Genomic DNA, 20380 nt, shown 5'->3' on the forward strand with positions numbered 1-20380 from the left:
GCGGCGGGAAACACCCTGCCGCGGCTTTTTTTATGGGCACGGCGCCGTCAGCAGATTCGGTGGGTTCAACACTAACTGACGGTACTGGTACTTTTCGAACAGGCCCCGGTCGTCGTAAATCTCCAGGCTCAGCGGGAAAAATCGCGCTTTGTCGATTTGGAGCACCAACGTCTGGGCGTAAGCACTGGGAAGGCTGAGCGGCAGGGCGGCGATGCTGTGGGTATAAGATTTCGCCTGCGGGTTGCGTTCCAGCAACAAAAATTCGGAGAGCATGCGCGTGTCGGCCAGGCGCTGGAGCGTTTCGCCGGGTCGCCCGGTGTAGGGCAGGTAGCGGAAGCGGGGATTCTGGATCGTGACTTGATAACAGGCGTGTCCGTCGAACGTGGACGGCGCGACCTGCCAGATGAGCGAGTCGGAAGAATGGTCGATGAGGAACCGGAGAATCGAGAACGCATAATCAAACCCGATGCGGCGGATGGTGTGGTGCTGATTTTTGCGCATGCGCTTGTCGTCCGGGGCTAGCGACAGGGAGAGCGGAACGCCCAGCACCCGCATCAGCACCCGCGCCTTCTCCGGATCTTGCGGATGGGGAAAACAGACGGACCTGTCGGCGTCGGGTTCGACAAACTGGAGGTAAAGCCGGAACGGCGTGCGTCGCAGCGATACGTCCATCGTTTCCTTGATCAACTCACCTTCAATCCGCTCTTCCTTGTGGTAGCGGCACTGCAAGGTTTGCACCGACTCGCATCGGGCCATCATCTGCTTGACGAGGGCCACTGCACCCGTCTGATCCTGGGCGGCGACCGTCCACGGCAGACAAAAGGCGATTAGAAAGAGAAGCGTTCGCATGGCAGAGTAATGGAGGGGACGTGAAGGACGGCAGAAATCCCGACCGACTTTGGTGCAGAATTCTAACTTAGCAGGACACCTGTCTTGGTACGTATGGGAGTGATCATCCAGCACATTCGGAGCTTTTACGAACGGAAGCCTGCCCCCGAAGTCACCGCAGTATCTGCTCCGGTTGTCGACGTGGCCCTGCAATCGCTTCGCGCCTTGCTGCGCCGTCGGCCCGCCCGCCCCGTATCGCACCTGGTTGTCGCCACCACGTGTCCCGATCGGCTCACGCCTTCGCTGGGACAGGAACTCGCGGCGGCGTTTCCGGAGCTGCTGGGGCCGTGCCACGTACTCGATCTGGTCCAGGGGTGCACGGGTGGTGCCAGCGCCCTTATTCTGGGCAGCCAACTGGCCGAACTTCACCAGAGTGCCGTGCTGGTGGTGGCGGCCGAAGCGGCACATCAGGCCACCTCGTCTGCCAGTCCGTTGCACGACTACTTCAGTCGCGGCTCCTTTGCGTGTCTGGTCGAGGGAGGCCCGCATCCGCAACGACTGCTGGGCAGCCTTTCGCGGCAGTACGCCGACCTGCGCGACGTGGTGACGGTCAACCTCGGGCACGTGACGCCGCGTGTCATTCAGGCGCAACGCCAGCCCGCCTGCGATCCGCGCCGCTACCTGGGACTACAGATGGACAAACGGATGGCGATGAGGCTGTTGCGCAAAGCCGAAGCCTTTTACCTCGACTTGGTCCGTACCACCGGTACCCCCGACTACATCATTCTCCACCAGGTCAATCCCGGTATCATCGGGCATCTGAAGCAGGTCTTTGCCCGCTATCCCGCCACCTTTGTCGACCTGGCCGCCGAAGTAGGGAATTGTGGGGTGGCGACCGTAGGCGTAGCGCTGGACCGGATCTGGCCCGAAGCCCGCGGCAAGAAAGTGTTCGTGTGCAGCTTCGGAACGGGCGGTATGATCACCGGCGGCGTCTGGCAGTGCTGATGGCCGTTACGGCAGCGTATCCCGGGCCGCTGGGTGGAGCTTGACGGTAATTTTGTTCGTAACCGAATCTTCCCGTGCATCTTCCAAATACAGCACCGCGTCCAGGTACGCCCCGGTCGCGCCGGTCGGGACGCGCACCTGCGCCTCAAGCGCTTCGCCCGCGGCCGAAATTACTTTCTTCCATTCGTGTCCCGGGAAGGGCAGCAGATCGATGGTGAGCACGTAGGGAGGAGCCCCGCCGTACGCTTCCACCTCGATTTCCAGCACCTCGCCCACGCCTACCGAATCGGGCACCTGGGGCACATTCAGCAGCAGGGGAAGGGACGCTGCGGCATCTTGCGACAGCGGAGCCGCGCCGAAATAATAGCCGATGATGGTGCCGAAAATGCCGATCAGGATGGTCAGCACCTCTTTGGCCCGGTTGAAAATTTGTTCTGAGCGCTGATCGTCCTTACCCGTGTCGATCAACGCCGCCAGGATTAGCAGCACAATCAGTCCGATGGTGCCCACCGCAAACAGGTACGTGATCAGCCCGCGGGCATACGCCCCACCCGCAAGGTTGTGCAGAATATCGCCCCGGTCCATGCCGAACAGATTGGCCCCGATCAAAACCAAAACGGACAGTATGATGATCATCGCTACGATGAAAATGGGATTGTAGAAATGATCGAAGTGGGTGTGAGGGCTTTGGGGCGAAGCTTTCTGACTCTGGTACCGGAAGTAGAAATACGTTGCCAGCCCACCCGCCCCGATGCCCAGCAGGATCAGAAACAGGTAGAGGACGTTGACTTCGAAGGTCAGTTGCGCAAGGAAGAAGGAAGCGGCGCACATAAGCGGAAACGAGGCAGGAAACCAAAGGCCGAATGAACAAACACCGGGCGACTCTCGGGGAACCGGTAGGAAAGCATGGAGTCGCAGCAGAAGAGGCGCGGATCGCCTCTGGATCTGTAGGAGAAGCGTTGCCAAGGTAACGAGCTTCCGGCACAAAGGCAATACTGAAAATTCAGTAGGGGGCAAGCCAAAAGCCCGCTTCCGGAGAACCGAAGCGGGCTTTTGGCGATGTGATCTGAAATCAGAAAGGCGTTACAGCGAAACGCCCCGTTTCCACGGAATGAAGTCGTCTTGCCCAAGCCGGACGGCGTGGGGCTGGGCCTCGCCACTGGCCACTTTCACGCAGTAGTCGAACAGCTCTTCACCCGCTTCAGGAATGGTTTTTTCGCCCGTGATGACCGTTCCGGCGTTGTAGTCGATGATGTCCGCCATGCGCTCGGCTAGCTTCGAATTGCTCGAAACTTTGATCACCGGCGTTACGGGGTTGCCGGTCGGGGTGCCCAGGCCGGTTGAGAACATGATGATGTTGGCTCCGGAACCGGCCAGCCCGGTGGTCGACTCCACGTCGTTGCCCGGCGTACACAGCAGGTTCAGGCCCGGATTGACCACCGCCTCGGTGTAGTCCAACACGTCGGTGATGGGCGAGGTGCCCCCTTTTTTCGCGGCCCCGGCCGATTTCATGGCGTCGGTAATCAGGCCGTCTTTGATGTTCCCCGGCGAAGGGTTCATGTCGAAACCCGAACCCGACTCTTCTGCCCGGCGGGCGTAGGCCGTTTGAATGGAGCGGAATTTTTCGGCCAGGTCGTCGTTCACGCACCGGTCGATCAGTTCTTGTTCTACGCCGCAGAGTTCTGGAAACTCCGAGAGAATCACCGTGCCACCCAGCGCCACCAGCATGTCGGACGCGTAGCCGATGGCCGGGTTGGCCGAAATGCCCGAAAATCCGTCGGAACCGCCACATTCTACCCCGAAGGTCAGCTTGCTGAGGGGGGCCGGGCGGCGGATCTGTTCGTTGGCCTGGATCAGCCCCACGAAGGTTTTGCGGATGGCGTCCGAAATCATCTGCGGCTCTGACTGGCTCTGCTGCTGTTCCAGAATGTAAAGCGGCTTGTCGAAATTAGGGTTGATCCGCTGGATGGCTTCCTGCAGAATCTCGACCTGCGCGTTCTGGCAGCCCAGGCTCAGCACCGTGGCGCCGGCCACGTTCGGGTGGCAGATGTAACCGGCCAGCAGGCGACACAAGGTGTCCGAATCCTGGCGCGTACCGCCGCAGCCGCCTTCGTGGGTCAGAAACTTGATGCCATCGACGTTCGGAAACACCCGGCGGGCCTTCTGTTCCTCGGCCTGAATCAGGATTTCGGTTTCCATCAGCTGTTCGGCCGAGCCGCCCGAGCGGTACACGTCCACCAGCCGCTGCGACTGGTACAGCGGGCCGCCGCCGTATTCGTAGCCCAGTTGTTCGACCAGCGCTTCGCGGATGACGTTGATGTTGCGGTTTTCGCAGAACACCATCGGCACCACCAGCCAGTGGTTGGCCGTACCCACCCGGCCATCGGAGCGATGGTAGCCCATAAACGTGCGGTCTTTCCACTTCGACACGTCGGGTGCCTGCCAGTCGGTTTTGCCCTGGCGGCCTGCAAAGCCCGTCGCGGCGTGTTTTACGTTTTTCGTCGTAATCACCTCACCAGCCTGAATGGGAGCCGCCGCGCGGCCAATCAACACCCCGTACATGTACAGCGGATCGCCCACCGCAAAATCCTGCTCGGCAAACTTGTGCTTCGCGGGCGTGTCGTGCAGCATCCGGTAAGCCCTGCCTTCAAACTCCACAGCCTCGCCTTTGGCCAGATCGGTGAGCGCAACAATCACATTATCGGTGGGTTGTACTTTCAGTACCTTTTTCATCGTATTTATTTCGGAATGAGTCGGCAAATTTAGCGCCTGGTGTATAGTTAATTAGTAACCGCGAAATTAATTGGAGAGTGCCAACGTTTTTAGGCAAACGTTTTCATGAAAGTGGAGGGGCGATTTCTGGATTTATACTCGACAGGAGGAGGGGAGATGCACAGATTTACGAAGGATTGCTACAAGCTACGGTGGGTTTTGCTCCTGCTGCTGGGAAGCCTGGCGGCGGGCCTGCACGCCATGCCTTTGGATACGGCCCAACCCTCGCGCGAACTGATCGACATCTATACCCTGGAAGACCGCGCCAGCGGCGAAGTGCAGTTTTTTGCCCGTAACGACGGCTTTTGTCCCTACCAGATCCGCGTCAGCTTTTCCGAACTGAAAAACTACCGTGCCGATGGCAGTCTGCCGCGCCAGGTCGTGGTGCCGCCCGACCACCAAGCCCACCAGCTGCTGACCATCAAGCCCCGCGTGTACGGCGAAGCGAGTTACGAAGCGCTCTACGAAATCGAACTGGGCGACCCCACGTTACGCCCCAATCCCGACCAGCTGTACCTGTTGCCCTTTCGGCACGGCGAACGCTACCGCCTTTCGCAGGGCTACAACGGCGATTATTCGCACCAGGGCCGCTACGCGCTCGACTTCGAAACGCCGGAGGGCACACCCATTACGGCGGTGCGCAGTGGCGTGGTGGTGGACATCAAGGAAGATTCCGACCGGGGCGGCGGCGATGCTTCGTTCGAGCGGGAGGGCAACTTCGTGCTGATTTACCACAGCGACGGCACGCTGGCCAATTACTCGCATCTGCGGAAAGACGGCGTGGTGCCCCGCCTGGGAGATCGCGTCGAGGCCGGCGAACTGATCGGGTACAGCGGGCATACGGGCTGGGCCGTGGGGCCACACCTGCACCTGGAAATTCTGCACCCGGGCCCGATGCAGCTCGTCAGTATCCCGACCCGCTTTCTGGGACCGGACGAACCCGGACATGCGCAAACCATCACCGAGTTTAAAACCGGCAGGTTCTACTACGGCGTACACCCGGGGCAGCCCCCGTTTCGCCTCGACGACGAAGTGCCGATGCCCGAAGAAGGACTGAGTAATTACAAGGCAACAGCCTCGGCCACCGGAAAGGTCGAAATTGTACGAAGGGTAGATGGCACGGGTACCCACATCTACTTAAAAAATGGCTTTCGGGAACCTAAAGAGGTGGAATTGAAGTTCGAACTACGGAATTTGAAGCCTTCTTCGGAAGTGCCGAACGTGGTGAAAATCGAGGCACTGACCGAGATTTATCTCTTTTCAGCCACGGTGGTAGATGCCACGCGGGCGGCCGGTTGCCAGGTACAATATGCCATTAAATAAGAAGCTTCCCGACAGATTTTGCTTATATTCGTCTTTCCTACATTTTGATAATTACATGAAGAAAAGTCTTGCTTTGTTTTTCTGTGCGGCCTCGGTTGTGAACGCGGGCCCGATTGACCCCACGACCACTGAGCCGAAAGAGCAAAAGCGGGAGTACATTAACTGGCATAACGCCGACCCCACGCTCGACCACATCCAGGGTGTAAGCACCGAACAGGCGTATGGACTGCTCAAAAACAAAAAATCGCGTACGGTACGCGTCGCGATCATCGACTCGGGCATCGACATCAACCACGAAGACCTGAAGGGAAAAATCTGGACCAATAGCGGCGAGATTCCCGGCAACGGCATCGACGATGACAAAAACGGCTACGTGGACGACATCCACGGCTGGAACTTCATCGGTGGGGCCGACGGCAAAAACGTCAACTACGAAACGCTGGAGCTGACGCGCCTGTACCGCAAATACCAGAAACAGTTCGACGGCCGGTCGGCCGACCAGATTTCAGCCAGCGAAAAGCACGCTTACGAAGCGTATCAGGCTGTAAAACAGGAATATGACCGGCAACTGGAAGAAGCGCGCCGCGAAAGCGAAAGCATCGAAAACATTGCGTCGGCCTTTCAATACACCGACGGGGTGATCAAAAACCACCTGGGCAAAGCGAAGTATACGCTGGCCGACCTGGAGGCGATCCAATCGGACGACGAGATGATTATGAAAGCGGCCGATTTCCTGAAGCTTCTGTTGCGCAACAAATTTTCGGTAGCCGATCTGGATCAGGCGCAGCAGCACTACCGCGAACTGTTGCACTACAACCTGAACCTGGAATTCAATCCGCGCGACATCGTAGGCGACAATCCGGAAGAAAATTCGGATGTGCATTACGGCAACGCTGACGTAATCGGCGTCGATCCCGAGCACGGGACGCACGTGGCGGGCATCGTGGGGGCGCAGCGCGGCAACGGCCTGGGCCTGGACGGCATCGCCGAAAACGTGGAAATCATGGTCATCCGTGCGGTGCCTTCGGGCGACGAGCGCGACAAAGACGTGGCCAATGCAATTCGGTACGCGGTGGACAACGGCGCGCAGATCGTCAACATGAGCTTCGGCAAGTCGTATTCGCCGCACAAGCAGTGGGTCGACGAGGCCGTCCGATACGCAGAGTCGCACGGCGTGCTGCTGGTGCACGCGGCCGGCAACGACGCGGAGAACAACGACGTAACGCCCAACTTCCCGACCAACGCCTATTCGGACAATGGTCCGGCAGCGCAGAACTGGATCACCGTGGGCGCGACCTCCCGGACGCAGGACCTGGACTTCGTGGCGAATTTCTCGAACTACGGCAACGCTTCGGTCGACGTATTTGCCCCGGGTGTGGACATCTATTCAACGCTTCCGCACAACGAATACGACCTGCGCAGCGGCACCAGCATGGCGTCGCCGGTCGTGACGGGCGTGGCAGCACTGGTGTGGTCATACTACCCTGAACTGTCGGCCGAACAACTGAAAGAGGTGCTGGTGAAATCGAGCCTGCGCTACCGTGGCAAGGTATATCGCCCCGACGAAGAAGGTCACAAAAAGAAAGTGAAATTCAAGAAGCTGTCGACCAGCGGCGGGGTGGTCAACGCCTACGAGGCCGTGAAACTGGCCGAAGAGCTGACCAGCCGTACGGCCCGCAAGTAAGCAGACGACCTAACCTATTAAGACAAAACCCGCCCGTAAGAAGTCCGGCGGGTTTTTTTATTTCGTGGGCGTCTGTTTCCAAAATAAATTATTCTTGCGTAATTCATGTTGCTCGTTCAGCCTCTCCACCACAACCTCCGGCTTTATGAAACCTACTTTGCTGCGCCCCACTTTGTTTGTCCGCGCCTGTGCGCTGCTGCTGGGTCTGTGGCTGGTGGGTGGGGTCGCCTCGTGTCGTAATCCAAACCGCTCGACTTATACCATCGGATTTTCCCAGTGTGTGGACAACGACGACTGGCGGCAGGCCATGTTGCACGAGATGTACCGTGAGCTGGCTTTTCATCCTGAGGTTCAGCTGATTTACAAAAACGCCGGTGCCAGCAGCGCACAGCAGATTCAGGACATCCGGGACCTGGAAGAAGCCGGCATCGATCTGTTGATCGTTTCCCCCAACGAGGCCGCGCCCATCACGCCGGTGGTCGAAGAGGTGTTTCAGTCGGGGATTCCGGTGATCGTCATCGACCGAAAAACCACCTCTGAACAATATACGGCCTACATTGGCGCGGACAATTACGAGATCGGCAACATCGCGGGAAAGTATGTCGCCAACCTGTTGCCCGAGGGGGGACGTATCCTGGAAGTAACCGGTCTGCCCGGCTCAACGCCTGCCCAGGCCCGCCACCGTGGCTTTGTGGAGGCGTTGCGCGCCCGGGACGCTTCGCTGTTTGTGATCGACACCTTGAACGGCCAGTGGGAGCGTTCCATCGCGCGGCAGCAGGCGCAACAGCAGCGGAAGCGCTACGCCAAGGCCGATTTGATCTTTGCCCACAACGACATGATGGCGCTGGGCACCTACGAGGTGATCAGTCAAGATACCGCCCTGGCGCAAGCCAAGCTCCTGGGCATCGATGCCCTGCCGGGAATCAATCTGGGAATTGATCTGGTAGACCAGGGCATTCTGGACGCCACGTTTCTCTACCCGACTGGTGGCGACAAAGCCATTGAGGTGGCACTGGCCATTCTGGACGGACACCCGTTCGAGCGCGAGAACATCATGCAGACGACGGTGGTCGATGCTTCGAACGTAAAGATTTCTAAACTGCAAGCTGAGAAAATCGCCGATCAGCAACAGGACATGGAGCGGCAACAGACGGCCATCGAATCCCAGCTCAGCATTTACCGGTCGCAACGCACGCTGCTCTACATCGTGGCGATCAGCCTTGCCGTAGCGCTCTTGCTGGGAGCCTACGCACTCTACTCGCTTCGCGAAAAACAACTGACCAACCGGCGGCTGCGCGAGCAGAACGAAGAAATTCTGGCGCAACGCAACCGGATTATGGAACTGGCCCGCGAAACCGAAGAGGCCAACCAGGCGAAGTTTCAGTTCTTTACGAACATCTCGCACGAGTTTCGGACGCCGCTGACGTTGGTGCTGGGGTCACTGGAAGACATTCTGCACGAGAATCCGGACGTCGGGGCGTCGATGCGGCACGATCTGGGCATGATCCGCAAACATGCGTCGCGGTTGTTGCGGTTGGTCAGTCAGCTGCTCGACTTCCGGCGCCTGGAGCACACAAAAATGCATGTACGGGCGTCGCAGGGCGATCTGGTGGCCTTCGTTCGGGAAGTGTGGCAGGCCTTTGAAAAAACGGCCCACAAGCGCGACATCGACTACCAGTTTGTGGCCCAACCCGCTACCCTGGCACTATGGTTCGACCCCACCATGCTCGACAAAGTGTTTTTTAACCTGCTGTCCAATGCGTTCAAATTTACACCCGACGGCGGTCGCATTCAGGTCATGCTCCAGCAGCAGGAACCCGGCGAGGCGGTGCAGGTGCGGGTGATGGACACCGGCAAAGGCATGACCGCCGAAGAGGTGCAGCACGTGTTCGATCCGTTTTACCAGGGCGACCCAAGTCGCTCGCTGGGTACCGGCCTGGGCTTGTCGCTCTCGCGCGAACTGGTCGAACGGCACGGCGGCCGCATTTCTGTGCGGAGCGAGTGGGGGCACGGCACCGTTTTCGAAGTGCAGTTGCCCGGCCGCAAGGACCAGCTTCCCGAGGTGGAACTGGTCGATCAGCCGGTAGAGTCGCTGTTGCTGTTCGATCGTGCGTCGTACCAGTATGCCGAAGAGTGGGTACACGACGCGCCGCCCGAAGAGACCGTGGAAGAGAAACAGACGACGACCCTGCTGGTGATCGAAGACAACGAAGATCTGCGCAACTTTCTGGTGCGAAAGCTGCGCCGCACCTACGAGGTGGTGGCCTGTGCCGACGGGCAGGAGGGGTTGCAACAAGCGTACGGAACGGTGCCCGACCTGATTGTCAGCGACGTAATGTTGCCCGGGCAAAATGGACTTTCCATCGCGGAGACCCTGAAAAACGACCTGCGCACTTCCCACATTCCCATCATTCTGCTGACCGCCCGCGACTCGGTCGAGCAGCAGGTCGAAGGCATTCAGACAGGGGCCGATGCCTACATCGTAAAGCCGTTCCACCTGCCTTACCTGCTGGAACGGGTCAAGAAACTGCTGTGGAATCGCGATCAGTTACGCAAACGCTTCGCCAGCGCGGAAGTGGCTTCGCCCGTCCCGGCGTCGGCGGCACCCTCGCTCGATCAAAAGTTCCTGGCGGACCTGACGCGTCTGATTCAGGAGCGCCTCGCAGAACCGGAACTCAACGTCAATGCCTTGGCGCGGGAAGTAGGTCTGTCGCGGGTGCAGCTCTACCGCAAGGTGAAAGCGCTGCTGGGCGTGGGCATTAGCGACTACATCAAAACTCAGCGACTGCAACGGGCCAAAACTCTGCTGCAGCAACAGGAACTGACCGTAGCCGAAGTGGCCTACGCCGTCGGGTTTTCGTCACCCGCCTATTTTTCAACGGTCTTCAAAAGCCAATTCGACCAGTCGCCCTCCGAGTTTATCAAGCAGGTCACGTCCGTATAACGCCCGGCTTGGGCCGCGGCACGTTCAGAAAGAAATCCGGTGATCTCGGTCGATAGCGCCCTTTGCCGTAGCCTCACGAAGTCTGCTTTCTGTGGTAAAGGTCCCGCTGCGAACGGGCAAAAGGGGGGCGTAAGATTTTTAGGAATTATGCCACCTTCAGGAAAGGCGTTCCCGGCGGTAAACCACGGCTGGCATAACTTGTCTTCTTGTGCTGGGGCAGGAGGTAACCAGATCGAAAAGGCAGGTAACCTGCGTGAAAACGGTAGCAAAACCGCGACCAGCCCGTGAGTAAAATACACAGGCGATCCAACGAAAGTGGTGTTTTGGCGTGCTGTGCAAAGGATGGGAGGGGATGTAACAAAATCGAAAGTTTTTGAAACAAACCTGGAAGGGGCCGCTTCCCTTTCCCACTACCTTTGATCACACAACAACCTACCGCATCGTACCCATGAAAAACCGCCACCTGTTATTCTGGTCCATTACGGTCGCGCTCGGCGGCTTCCTCTTCGGCTTCGACACGGCCGTGATCTCGGGCGCGGAACAAACCATCCAGCGCGTCTGGGACCTGAACTCCTGGCAACACGGCCTTACCGTTTCCATTGCGCTGATGGGCACGGTAGTGGGTGCGCTGTTCGGGGGCATTCCTTCGGATAAACTCGGGCGACAGAAAACCCTGTTCTGGATCGCCGTCTTCTATTTGGTTTCCGCGTTGGGGTCGGCCCTGGCGACGGACTGGTACCTGTTTCTTTCTTTCCGATTTTTAGGCGGGCTGGGCGTAGGGGCTTCATCGGTGGCCGCGCCGCTCTACATCTCGGAGATTGCGCCGCCCGCTTCGCGCGGCCGACTGGTGGCCCTTTTTCAATTCAACGTTGTGTTCGGCATTCTGATGGCCTACCTGTCCAATGCCCTGATCGGGGGCCACGGTCCGAGCGACTGGCGGTGGATGCTGGGCATGGAAGCCATTCCGGCCATTCTGTTTCAAGTGCTTGTGCTGTTCGTACCGGAAAGCCCACGCTGGCTGATTCTGAAGCGCAACGAAGTGGCCCGTGCCCGCGAAATTCTTTCTAAAATCGATCCGGTACACGCCGAGCAAGAGGTGGCCGCCATTCTGAACACGGCCGAGCTGGACGTGAAAACGCCCGCCGAGCCCTTTTTCTCCAAACGCTACCGGCTGCCCATCACGCTGGCGGTGCTGTTCGCCATGTTCAACCAACTGTCGGGCATCAACGCCATCATCTATTACGCCCCCCGCATTTTCGGCATGACCGGCCTGGGCACCGAATCGGCCCTGTTGTCGACGGCGGGCATCGGCCTGATCAACTTCCTCTCGACTTTGCTGGCGCTCAACTTCATCGACCGGTTCGGGCGCCGCGCCCTCATGAAAATCGGTTCTTGGGGGCTGATCGCCACGCTGGGGCTGGTGGCCTATGCCTTCTTCACGGAAACCTTCGGCTACTGGGTGCCGATTTACCTGTTCGTTTACATCGCCTTCTTCGCCTTCTCGCAGGGGGCCGTGATCTGGGTCTTCATCTCCGAAATCTTCCCGAATCGGGTGCGGGCCTACGGACAGGCACTGGGCAGTTTTACGCACTGGCTGCTGGCGGCCATTGTCTCTTTTGCCTTCCCGGTCGTCACCGAGACGCTGGGCGGGGGCGTCACCTTCTCGATCTTCTGCGGCATGATGATCCTGCAACTGCTGTTCGTCTGGAAGATGATGCCGGAGACGAAAGGAAAATCGCTCGAACAACTCGAAGAAAACCTCTACCTGCATGAAAACGTCTGACACCACTCCCACCCAAAGGGCCATCTGCTTCGGCGAAGTGCTCTACGACTACCTGCCCAACGGCAAATTTCCGGGCGGTGCGCCGATGAACGTAGCGCTGCACCTGCACCAGCACGGCATCGAGACACGCATGATCTCGTCCGTCGGCAACGACGAAGAGGGCGTGGAACTGATTACGTATCTGAACGAGCGCAGCCTGCCGACCTATTACATTCAGCGGCAGAAGCTCTACCCGACGGGCAAAGTCTACGCGGACGTGTCGCAGCCCGGCAACGTCACCTACAAGATTGTGGAGCCGGTGGCGTGGGATTTCATCCAGCACACCGACGAAGTGGTGCGGGCCGTGAAGGGGGCCGACCTGTTTTTGTACGGTAGCCTGGCCGCACGGGGCGAGGTGTCGTCCGACACGCTGCTGCACCTGTTGCCCCACGCGCAACTGGCCGTGTTCGATGTGAACCTGCGCGCACCGTTCTACACGCCTTCGCTGGTCGAAGCGCTGTTGCAGCAAGCCCACATGGTAAAGCTCAACGAAGAAGAATTTGCCCTCCTGACCCACTGGTTTCTGAAACAGCCGGGAGACGAACAGGCCATTCCGCAGTTGGCCCGGTTGTTCAAGTTGCAGACCGTTTGCCTCACCCACGGCGCGGACGGCGCTACCCTCTGGCATGAGGGAGATGTATGGCGGCAGCCCGGCTTTACGGTCGAGGTAAAGGACACCATCGGGAGCGGCGATGCGTTTCTGGGTGCTTTCCTGAGCAAATGGCTCCAGGGAGCTGCCCCGGCAGAATGCCTGCGCTACGGCTGTGCGGTGGGGGCATTTGTGGCTTCGCGCGAAGCCGCCACGCCAGTCCTGGACCCAGAGGCGATTCAGGCGCTACTGCGGCAGCAAACGCCCCACGTGTCCAGCCGAACCTGAATCAGAAACTCACTTCGTAACTGCACCCCAGAATGTATATGCCTATGAACCCACCACCTGACTTTGCAGTGCCGTTGTAGCATGAATCGCCGGTGTGACACACACTACTGATGCGCAAGAAGCTGCATTGCATGATCATGCAAACGCCATCCGATAGGGTCTTATAACATGTTGTAGCCTGCGAAAACGGGCTCTCTTGTTCTGCTTGAGTACTCGCTTCTCGGTATACCGATCACTTCTGCCGCAACGCAGGGGGGCGGGCAGACCTTGCCTTTTCCGTCGGGCGCTAGCCATGCCCCCTTTTCAACTTGCCTATCCACCCCATCCCAACCTCTCATGAAACAAACCATCACTCCGGCGCGAACACGGGCCTGTGCACGGCACACCCCTCCGCTACCGAATCTGCCCGTTGGGGCGCATCGCCTCACTTCATTACCGCACCACAAAACGTTACCCCTATGAATCCTACAATTCTACTTCACCACGCGTTTCGGACGCTACCCGCGTGGCTTTTCCTCAGCCTGTTCTTTTGCCTCGGAGCGGCCCTGGCACAATCCGTGACCGTGTCCGGTACGGTGACCGACGCTACGAACGAAGGCCTGCCCGGGGTGAGTGTGCTGGTCAAAGGCACCACCCGCGGCACCGTGACCGACATCAACGGCAGCTACTCCCTCGACAACCTGGCTTCTTCGGACACCCTCTTGTTTACGTCCGTGGGCTTTACGTCACAATCCGTCGTGGTCGGGTCGAAAAACACCATCAACGTCACCATGCTGGACGACGTGCAAGCCCTGAACGAAGTGGTCGTTGTCGGGTACACCGCCGAACGGAAAGTCGACCTCACCGGGGCCATCGCCGTGGTGGAACTGGAGCCGGTCAAAGGGCAAAGCATGAGTTCGGGCAACCCGGCGCAGGCGTTGCAGGGACGGGTGCCCGGCTTGTACATCGAACGTTCGGGCGACCCGACCGGCACCACCCCCCGCATCCTGATTCGTGGGGCCAACACGCTGGGCGACAACAACCCGCTCTACATCATCGACGGGGTGCCGACCACCCGCCCGGAAGTGTTCGCCAGCCTGAACCCCAGCGTGATTGAGTCGGTGCAGGTGCTGAAAGACGCATCGGCCGCTTCGATCTACGGCTCGCGTGCCTCGAACGGCGTCCTGATCGTGCAGACCAAAAACCGGGTGCAAGGGGCGGACGAGAAGTTCACGGTCGCCTTCAATTCCAACGTCTCGGTCTTGTCCGAACAGCAGCAGCGATTCAAGATGCTCAACGCGGTGGATCGGGGGCGGGCCCTGTGGCAGGCCTCGGTCAACGACCGCACCGACCCGGCCAGCGGGTACGGCGAAATCTACAACTTCGACTGGAACGGCGACTACGACAATCCGGTGCTGAACAGCGTGACCGTCAAGCCGTTTGTGGGAGGCGATCCGAATGTACCCGCCGGCGATACCGACTGGCAGGACGTGATGTACAAAACCGGCTACGTCTACAACAATGACCTGACGGTGTCGGGTGGCAACGAGCGGGCTTTTCTGCTGGCCAACTTCGGCTACCTGCACAACACGGGCATTCTGCAATACACCGGCTACCGGCGCTACACCGGCAAGCTCAACGCCAATTTCAACCTGTTCGACAACCGCCTGAAGTTCGGCGTCAACTCCCAGTTTGCCACCTCGAACGAAACGTTGGCTTCGCCCGATGTGGGGTCGGCCGCTACGCCCGGCCTGGCCGTGTCGCTAGCCCCCACCATCCCGGTCTACACACTGGATGGCAACTTTGCCGGTCCGCTCGGTTCCGGCTATTCGGACCGTAATAATCCGCTGCTGATGCAGTACATCAACCGCTGGGACAACACGCACCGTGACTCGTTTTTGGGCAACGCGTACGCTTCGCTGGAACTGCTGAAGAACCTGAATTTCCGCACCAGCCTGGGCGTCGATTACAACCAGGTGAAGGTCAAGAACATCGAGCCGCGGGTGGCCAACGGCTTCATTACCCGCACCATCAACAGCCTGAACCTGGCGGACAACGACTACCTCAGCCTCACCTTTTCGAACACCCTGACCTACAACCTGGCACTGGGGCAACACGTGTTCGACTTTCTGGTGGGCACCGAAGCGGTAAAAACCGACCTGACCTTCCTGACCGCCAGTGCGCAGGAGTTTGCCGTCGAGACGGAAGACTTTTTTGTGCTGAATGCCGCGACCGGCTTGCGGAACAACACCGGCGACCAGACGGGCAGCCGGCTGCTCTCGCAATTCGGAAAGATCGGCTACCGCTTCGGCGAAAAGTACCTGGCGTCTTTCACGCTGCGTCGCGACGGCTCCTCCCGCTTCGGGGCCAACAACCGCTACGGCATTTTCCCGGCGGCTACGGTCGGCTGGCGTCTCGATCAGGAGGATTTTATGCAGGAACTTCCTTCGCTGTCGCAACTGAAACTGCGGGCGGGCTACGGTACGGTCGGCAACCAGTCGATCGGTGATCTGTCGCGCTTCGGGCTGTTTGCGCCCCGCTACGGCCTGACGCAGGAGCAGGTGCGCCGGGCAGGCTTCTTCTTCGATCAGTTTTACAACGTAGGCACGGCCTACGACCTGGCCGGGGCCAATACCGGCACGCTGCCGTCGGGCTTTGTATCGACCCAGGGCGCAAACCCCGACCTCCGGTGGGAGTCGACGACGGAACTGAACATGGGCATCGACTTCGGGTTCTGGAATCAGAAATTACAGGGTTCGTTCGACTACTACACCCGCGTTACCCGCGACATCCTGATTACGCCGCCCGTAGCGTCGGCCGCCGGCGAAGGGGTCCTGCGTACGCTCAACGGGGCGACGGTCAAGAACAAGGGCTGGGAGTTTGCGCTCGGCTATTCGGACGAAACGTCGAACGGCCTGCGCTACACCGTCTCGACCAACTTCAGCGGCTTTAAAGACCGGATCACAGAACTGCCGGAAGAGGTCCGGACCGGGTTTGCGGGCAACGCCGAACAGGACATCCTCGGGCAGTCGCAGTTCGCCATCTTCGGGTACCGTACCGACGGGCTGTTCCAGAACCAGGCCGACGTGGACGCGCACGCCACGCAGGTGGGGGCCGCTCCGGGCCGGATTCGGTACAAAGACCTGAACGGCGACGGCATGGTGAACGCGCTCGACCAGGAATTTTTCGGTACCACCCTCCCGACGTTCCAGTATGGCGTGAGTCTCAACCTGAGCTACCGCAACTTCGATCTGTCCGCCTTCGGGTCGGGCGTCGCGGGCCGCCGCGGTTTCGACAACTACATTTTCTACAACGAGTTCATCCGCGGGCGCGACAACGTTGGCCCCGGTACGCTGACGGCCTGGACACCGCAGAACACCAGCTCGACCATTCCGGCGCTGACCCTGTCGGACGGCAACAACGAGACGCGCAGCTCCGACTACCTGTTCGTCAAGAACTCTTACTTCAAACTGCGCAACCTTTCGCTGGGCTACACGCTGCCCGAAACGGCCATGGGCAAGTTGGGGCCGCTCAGCTACCTGCGCCTCTACCTGCAGGCCGAGAACCTGTTCTGGATCAAGAGCGGCGAGTTTAAGGGGCCGGACCCGGAGCGCCGCGACGTCAACGCCATTCCGGTGCCGTCGGTCTATTCCCTCGGCCTCAACGTCCGTCTGTAAGCCTTCCACCTTCAAGAAACCAACCTCATGAAACTCAAGACTATTTCCCTCTTTAGCGCCGCGTTGCTGATCCTGGCGGCCTGTAGTGAAGATTTCCTCGAGTACGAACCGAAGGGCGTGCTCTCTTCCGAAAATGTGGCCGTGCCCGAAAACATCGAGGGCCTGGTGACGGCCGCCTACGCGGGTATCGCCAACGACGAAATGATCGGCCCGATTACCAGCAGCTGGGTGTACGGCAGCGTGCGCTCCGACGACGCCTACAAAGCGGGCGGCGGGATTTCCGACGTGATCGACATCAACTACCTGGAGCAGTACAACTTGGTGCAGCCCCAGACGGGCGACAACTGGATGGGGCCGCTGACCTTCTCGAACCACTACAAGGCCATCTCCCGCACCAACTTCGCGCTGAAGGCCCTGCAGGAAACCGAGGACTTTGACCTGAAAGCCACCCGCACCGGCGAACTGCGCTTCCTGCGCGGGCACTCGTACTTCATGCTGAAGCAGCTCTTCAAGTACATTCCGTACATCGACGAGACCAAGTCGCCGGAAGAGATTCTGCAGACCTCGAACCGGGAGTACACAAACGACGAACTGTGGAACAAGATTGCGGACGATTTTCAGTTTGCCATCGACAACCTGCCCGCCACCCAGCCGGAAGTAGGCCGCGCCAACCAACTGGCCGCCAAGGCGTACCTGGCGAAGGTGCGGCTCTACCAAGCCTACGAACAGAACGAGAGCCACCAGGTCGTCAACATCAACGCGGCGCGGCTCGAAGAAGTCGTGTCACTGACCAGCGACGTCATCGACGCGGGGCGCTACAGCCTGCAGGGCGATTTTGCCGAAAACTTCCTGGACGGATACGACAACGGAACCGAGTCGGTCTTTGCTGCGCAGTTCTCCATTGCCGACGGGACCACCACCGGGCGCGTCTCGTTCGTGACGGGCCTTAACTCGCCGCACGGCGCGCCGGAATACGGGTGCTGTGGCTTCCACTACGCCAGCCAGAACATGGTGAACGCCTTCAAAACCAGTGAAGCCGGCCTGCCGATGTTTGACACGTTTAACGACGAGGACATGCTGGCCCCGAGCGACTTCCTGGCCAACGGCGTCGATCCGCGGCTCGACCACACGGTCGGCGTGCCGGGCCATCCGTACAAATACAACCCTGAGTTTGTCTACAGCGAAAGCTGGGCGCGCGACCCGGGTGTTTACGGGTTCTTCGGCAACATGAAAGAACAGCAGCTGCCCGACTGTGCGTGCTACCTGAAACAGGGGCCGTTCATCGGGACGTCTAAAAACATCGACTTTATTCGCTACGCCGATGTGCTGCTGATGAAGGCCGAGGCGCTCATCGAGCTGGGGCGGCACGCCGAAGCGCTGCCGCTGATCAACCAGGTGCGGGAACGGGCCAAAGCCAGTACCGAACGCCTGCAAAAGGCCGACGGCAGCAATCCGTCGAACTACCGGATCGAAACGTACGTGCCGGGCAGCAACATCGACTGGACGCAGGAAAACGCCCGCAAAGCCTTGCAGTGGGAGCGTCGGCTGGAATTTGCGATGGAGAGTCCGCGTTTCTTCGACCTGGTGCGCTGGGGCATTGCAGAGCCGACCCTGAATGCCTACCTGGCCGAAGAGAAAACGAAGCGCGATTACCTGAGCAACGCGCACTTCACGGCGGGACGCGACGAGTACCTGCCCATTCCGCAGCGCGAAATCGACTTCACCAAAGGGCGCTACGAACAGAATCCCGGTTACTAAATCTTTTCTTTTCCTCAAGAACCTCGTACCTATGACAACAGCGTCGCCCCGCGTGGCTGCGCTGTTGTCAACTTACATTTTCCATCATGAGCAAACTTTCTTCTTTCGTCTGCGCCTCGGTAGGGCTGTGCGTCCTGATGGCGGGCTGCCAGACTTCCTCGCAGGAGAACGCCACCGCAACGGCGGGGCCGTCCACCGCCTCCGGGCAGGACACCCTGGAGCAGCACCGCCCACTGTACCACTTTACGCCGCCCGAACAGTGGATGAACGACCCCAACGGCATGGTCTTTTACGACGGCGAATACCACCTGTTTTACCAGCACTACCCCGACAGCAACGTGTGGGGCCCGATGCACTGGGGCCACGCCGTGAGTCGCAATCTGGTCACCTGGGAGCACCTGCCCATTGCGCTTTATCCGGACAGCATCGGGATGATTTTCTCGGGAAGTTCGGTGGCCGATGTCGACAACACTTCCGGGTTCGGTTCGGCCGACAACCCGCCGCTGGTGGCCATGTTCACGTACCACAACGCCGAAGGTGAGCGGGCCCGGCGCAACGATTACCAGACGCAGGGCATTGCCTACAGCCTCGACAAAGGCCGGACGTGGGAGAAGTACGCCAACAATCCGGTGGTGAACAACCCGGGCCTGCGCGACTTTCGCGACCCCAACCTGTTCTGGCACGAGCCGACACAACGCTGGGTGTTGATTCTGGCGGCGGGCGACCGCGTACGGCTCTACAACTCGCCCGACCTGAAAGCGTGGACGTTCCTGAGTGAGTTCGGCGAAAAAAACGGCGACCACGGCGGCGTGTGGGAATGCCCCGACCTGTTTCCGATGATGGTAAACGGACAGCAGAAGTGGGTGATGTTGCTGAGCATCAACCCGGGCGGCCCCAACGGCGGCTCGGCCACGCAGTACTTCGTGGGCAACTTCGACGGAAAGAAATTTACGACCGATTATCCGAACGATACGCTCTGGATCGACTACGGCCCCGACGATTACGCGGGCGTAACGTGGTCGAACGTGCCGGAAAGCGACGGGCGTCGGCTGTTCATCGGGTGGATGAGCAACTGGGATTACGCAAAAGAAGTCCCCACGTACGCCTGGCGCAGTGCCATGACCGTGGCCCGCACGCTGAGCCTGGTGCAGACCGACGCGGGCGTGCGGCTGGCGTCGCGTCCCGTGCAGGAACTGGAACAACTGCGCAACGGCTCCTACACGCTTTCGGCCGCGACCGTGCGCGATTCGCTCGACCTGTCGCATCAGGCCAACCTCCAGTCGCCCGCGATGGAATTCAAGTTGTCGTTCGATTTGCCGAAGACCACCGCCTCCGACTTTGGCGTGCGGCTGTTCAACGACTTGGGCGAAGAAGTCCGCATCGGGTACGAGCCCCAGGCAAAGCAGTGGTATATCGACCGGTCGCGCTCCGGCAAAACCGACTTTAAAGAAGGGTTTGTCCGGCGCATCACGGCGCCCCGCCTTGCCGAGAGCGATACGCTGACGATGCACCTGTACGTCGATGTCGCTTCGGTCGAACTGTTTGCCGACGACGGCACCACCGTGATGACCAGCATCTTCTTCCCGAACGAAGACTTTACGCACGCCGCCCTGTTCACGGAACGCGACTCGCTGCATTTCAACGGGGGAGAGGCCTTCAGCCTGACACAAAAGCCGCTGTGATGAAACCCGGGCCGACCCGCTTCCCGTTA

12 protein-coding genes are annotated in these 20380 nt (G+C 59.6%); 9 read left to right on the forward strand and 3 right to left on the reverse strand.

Annotation, left to right across the window (positions count from 1 at the left end):
* Positions 1-30 precede the first annotated feature (30 nt).
* The gene (locus BLR44_RS28815; protein WP_176955850.1) at positions 31-849 is read right to left on the reverse strand and encodes a DUF1571 domain-containing protein; all 819 of its coding nucleotides are present in this window, start codon (positions 847-849) and stop codon (positions 31-33) included.
* A gap of 93 nt (positions 850-942) precedes the next feature.
* Here BLR44_RS28815 and BLR44_RS01050 point away from each other — a divergent pair, with 93 nt between their 5' ends.
* Positions 943-1833, forward strand: a complete 891-nt coding sequence (locus BLR44_RS01050; protein WP_089678036.1) for a 3-oxoacyl-[acyl-carrier-protein] synthase III C-terminal domain-containing protein — start codon at positions 943-945, stop codon at positions 1831-1833.
* A 6-nt stretch (positions 1834-1839) separates the two neighbouring features.
* Here the strand turns inward: BLR44_RS01050 and BLR44_RS01055 are convergent, their stop codons facing one another.
* Both BLR44_RS01055 and BLR44_RS01060 read right to left on the reverse strand, forming a co-directional pair.
* Positions 1840-2664 carry a hypothetical protein gene (locus BLR44_RS01055; RefSeq protein ID WP_089678039.1) on the reverse strand — a complete coding sequence of 275 codons (825 nt, stop codon included), beginning with the start codon at positions 2662-2664 and terminating at the stop codon, positions 1840-1842.
* A gap of 252 nt (positions 2665-2916) precedes the next feature.
* Complete coding sequence (locus BLR44_RS01060; protein ID WP_089678041.1) at positions 2917-4566, reverse strand: UxaA family hydrolase; 1650 nt, start codon at positions 4564-4566, stop codon at positions 2917-2919.
* Positions 4567-4764: 198 nt separating this feature from the next.
* Between BLR44_RS01060 and BLR44_RS01065 the strand changes: the two genes are divergently transcribed.
* The 8 genes from BLR44_RS01065 to BLR44_RS01100 all read left to right on the forward strand — a co-directional run bounded on the left by BLR44_RS01065 (position 4765) and on the right by BLR44_RS01100 (position 20351).
* Positions 4765-5928 (forward strand): M23 family metallopeptidase, encoded by a 1164-nt coding sequence (locus BLR44_RS01065; protein ID WP_218126985.1) that lies wholly within the window; start codon positions 4765-4767, stop codon positions 5926-5928.
* A gap of 55 nt (positions 5929-5983) precedes the next feature.
* Entirely contained in the window at positions 5984-7612 is a 1629-nt protein-coding gene (locus tag BLR44_RS01070) for a S8 family peptidase (protein WP_089678045.1), read from the forward strand.
* 145 nt (positions 7613-7757) lie between these two features.
* Positions 7758-10556: a hybrid sensor histidine kinase/response regulator transcription factor gene (locus BLR44_RS01075; protein WP_089678047.1), complete on the forward strand. Its 2799-nt coding sequence runs from the start codon at positions 7758-7760 to the stop codon at positions 10554-10556.
* A gap of 448 nt (positions 10557-11004) precedes the next feature.
* Positions 11005-12339 (forward strand): sugar porter family MFS transporter, encoded by a 1335-nt coding sequence (locus BLR44_RS01080; RefSeq protein ID WP_089679064.1) that lies wholly within the window; start codon positions 11005-11007, stop codon positions 12337-12339.
* Positions 12326-13255 (forward strand): carbohydrate kinase family protein, encoded by a 930-nt coding sequence (locus tag BLR44_RS01085; protein WP_089678049.1) that lies wholly within the window; start codon positions 12326-12328, stop codon positions 13253-13255. Before BLR44_RS01080 ends, BLR44_RS01085 begins: the two co-directional genes overlap by 14 nt.
* Positions 13256-13713: 458 nt before the next feature.
* The gene (locus tag BLR44_RS01090) at positions 13714-16911 is read left to right on the forward strand and encodes a SusC/RagA family TonB-linked outer membrane protein (protein WP_089678050.1); all 3198 of its coding nucleotides are present in this window, start codon (positions 13714-13716) and stop codon (positions 16909-16911) included.
* A 27-nt stretch (positions 16912-16938) separates the two neighbouring features.
* Positions 16939-18669 carry a RagB/SusD family nutrient uptake outer membrane protein gene (locus BLR44_RS01095; RefSeq protein ID WP_089678052.1) on the forward strand — a complete coding sequence of 577 codons (1731 nt, stop codon included), beginning with the start codon at positions 16939-16941 and terminating at the stop codon, positions 18667-18669.
* Positions 18670-18755: 86 nt separating this feature from the next.
* Entirely contained in the window at positions 18756-20351 is a 1596-nt protein-coding gene (locus BLR44_RS01100) for a glycoside hydrolase family 32 protein (protein WP_218126986.1), read from the forward strand.
* Positions 20352-20380 lie beyond the last annotated feature (29 nt).

This window comes from Catalinimonas alkaloidigena (assembly GCF_900100765.1).
Classification (GTDB): Bacteria; Bacteroidota; Bacteroidia; order Cytophagales; family Flexibacteraceae; genus Mooreia; species Mooreia alkaloidigena.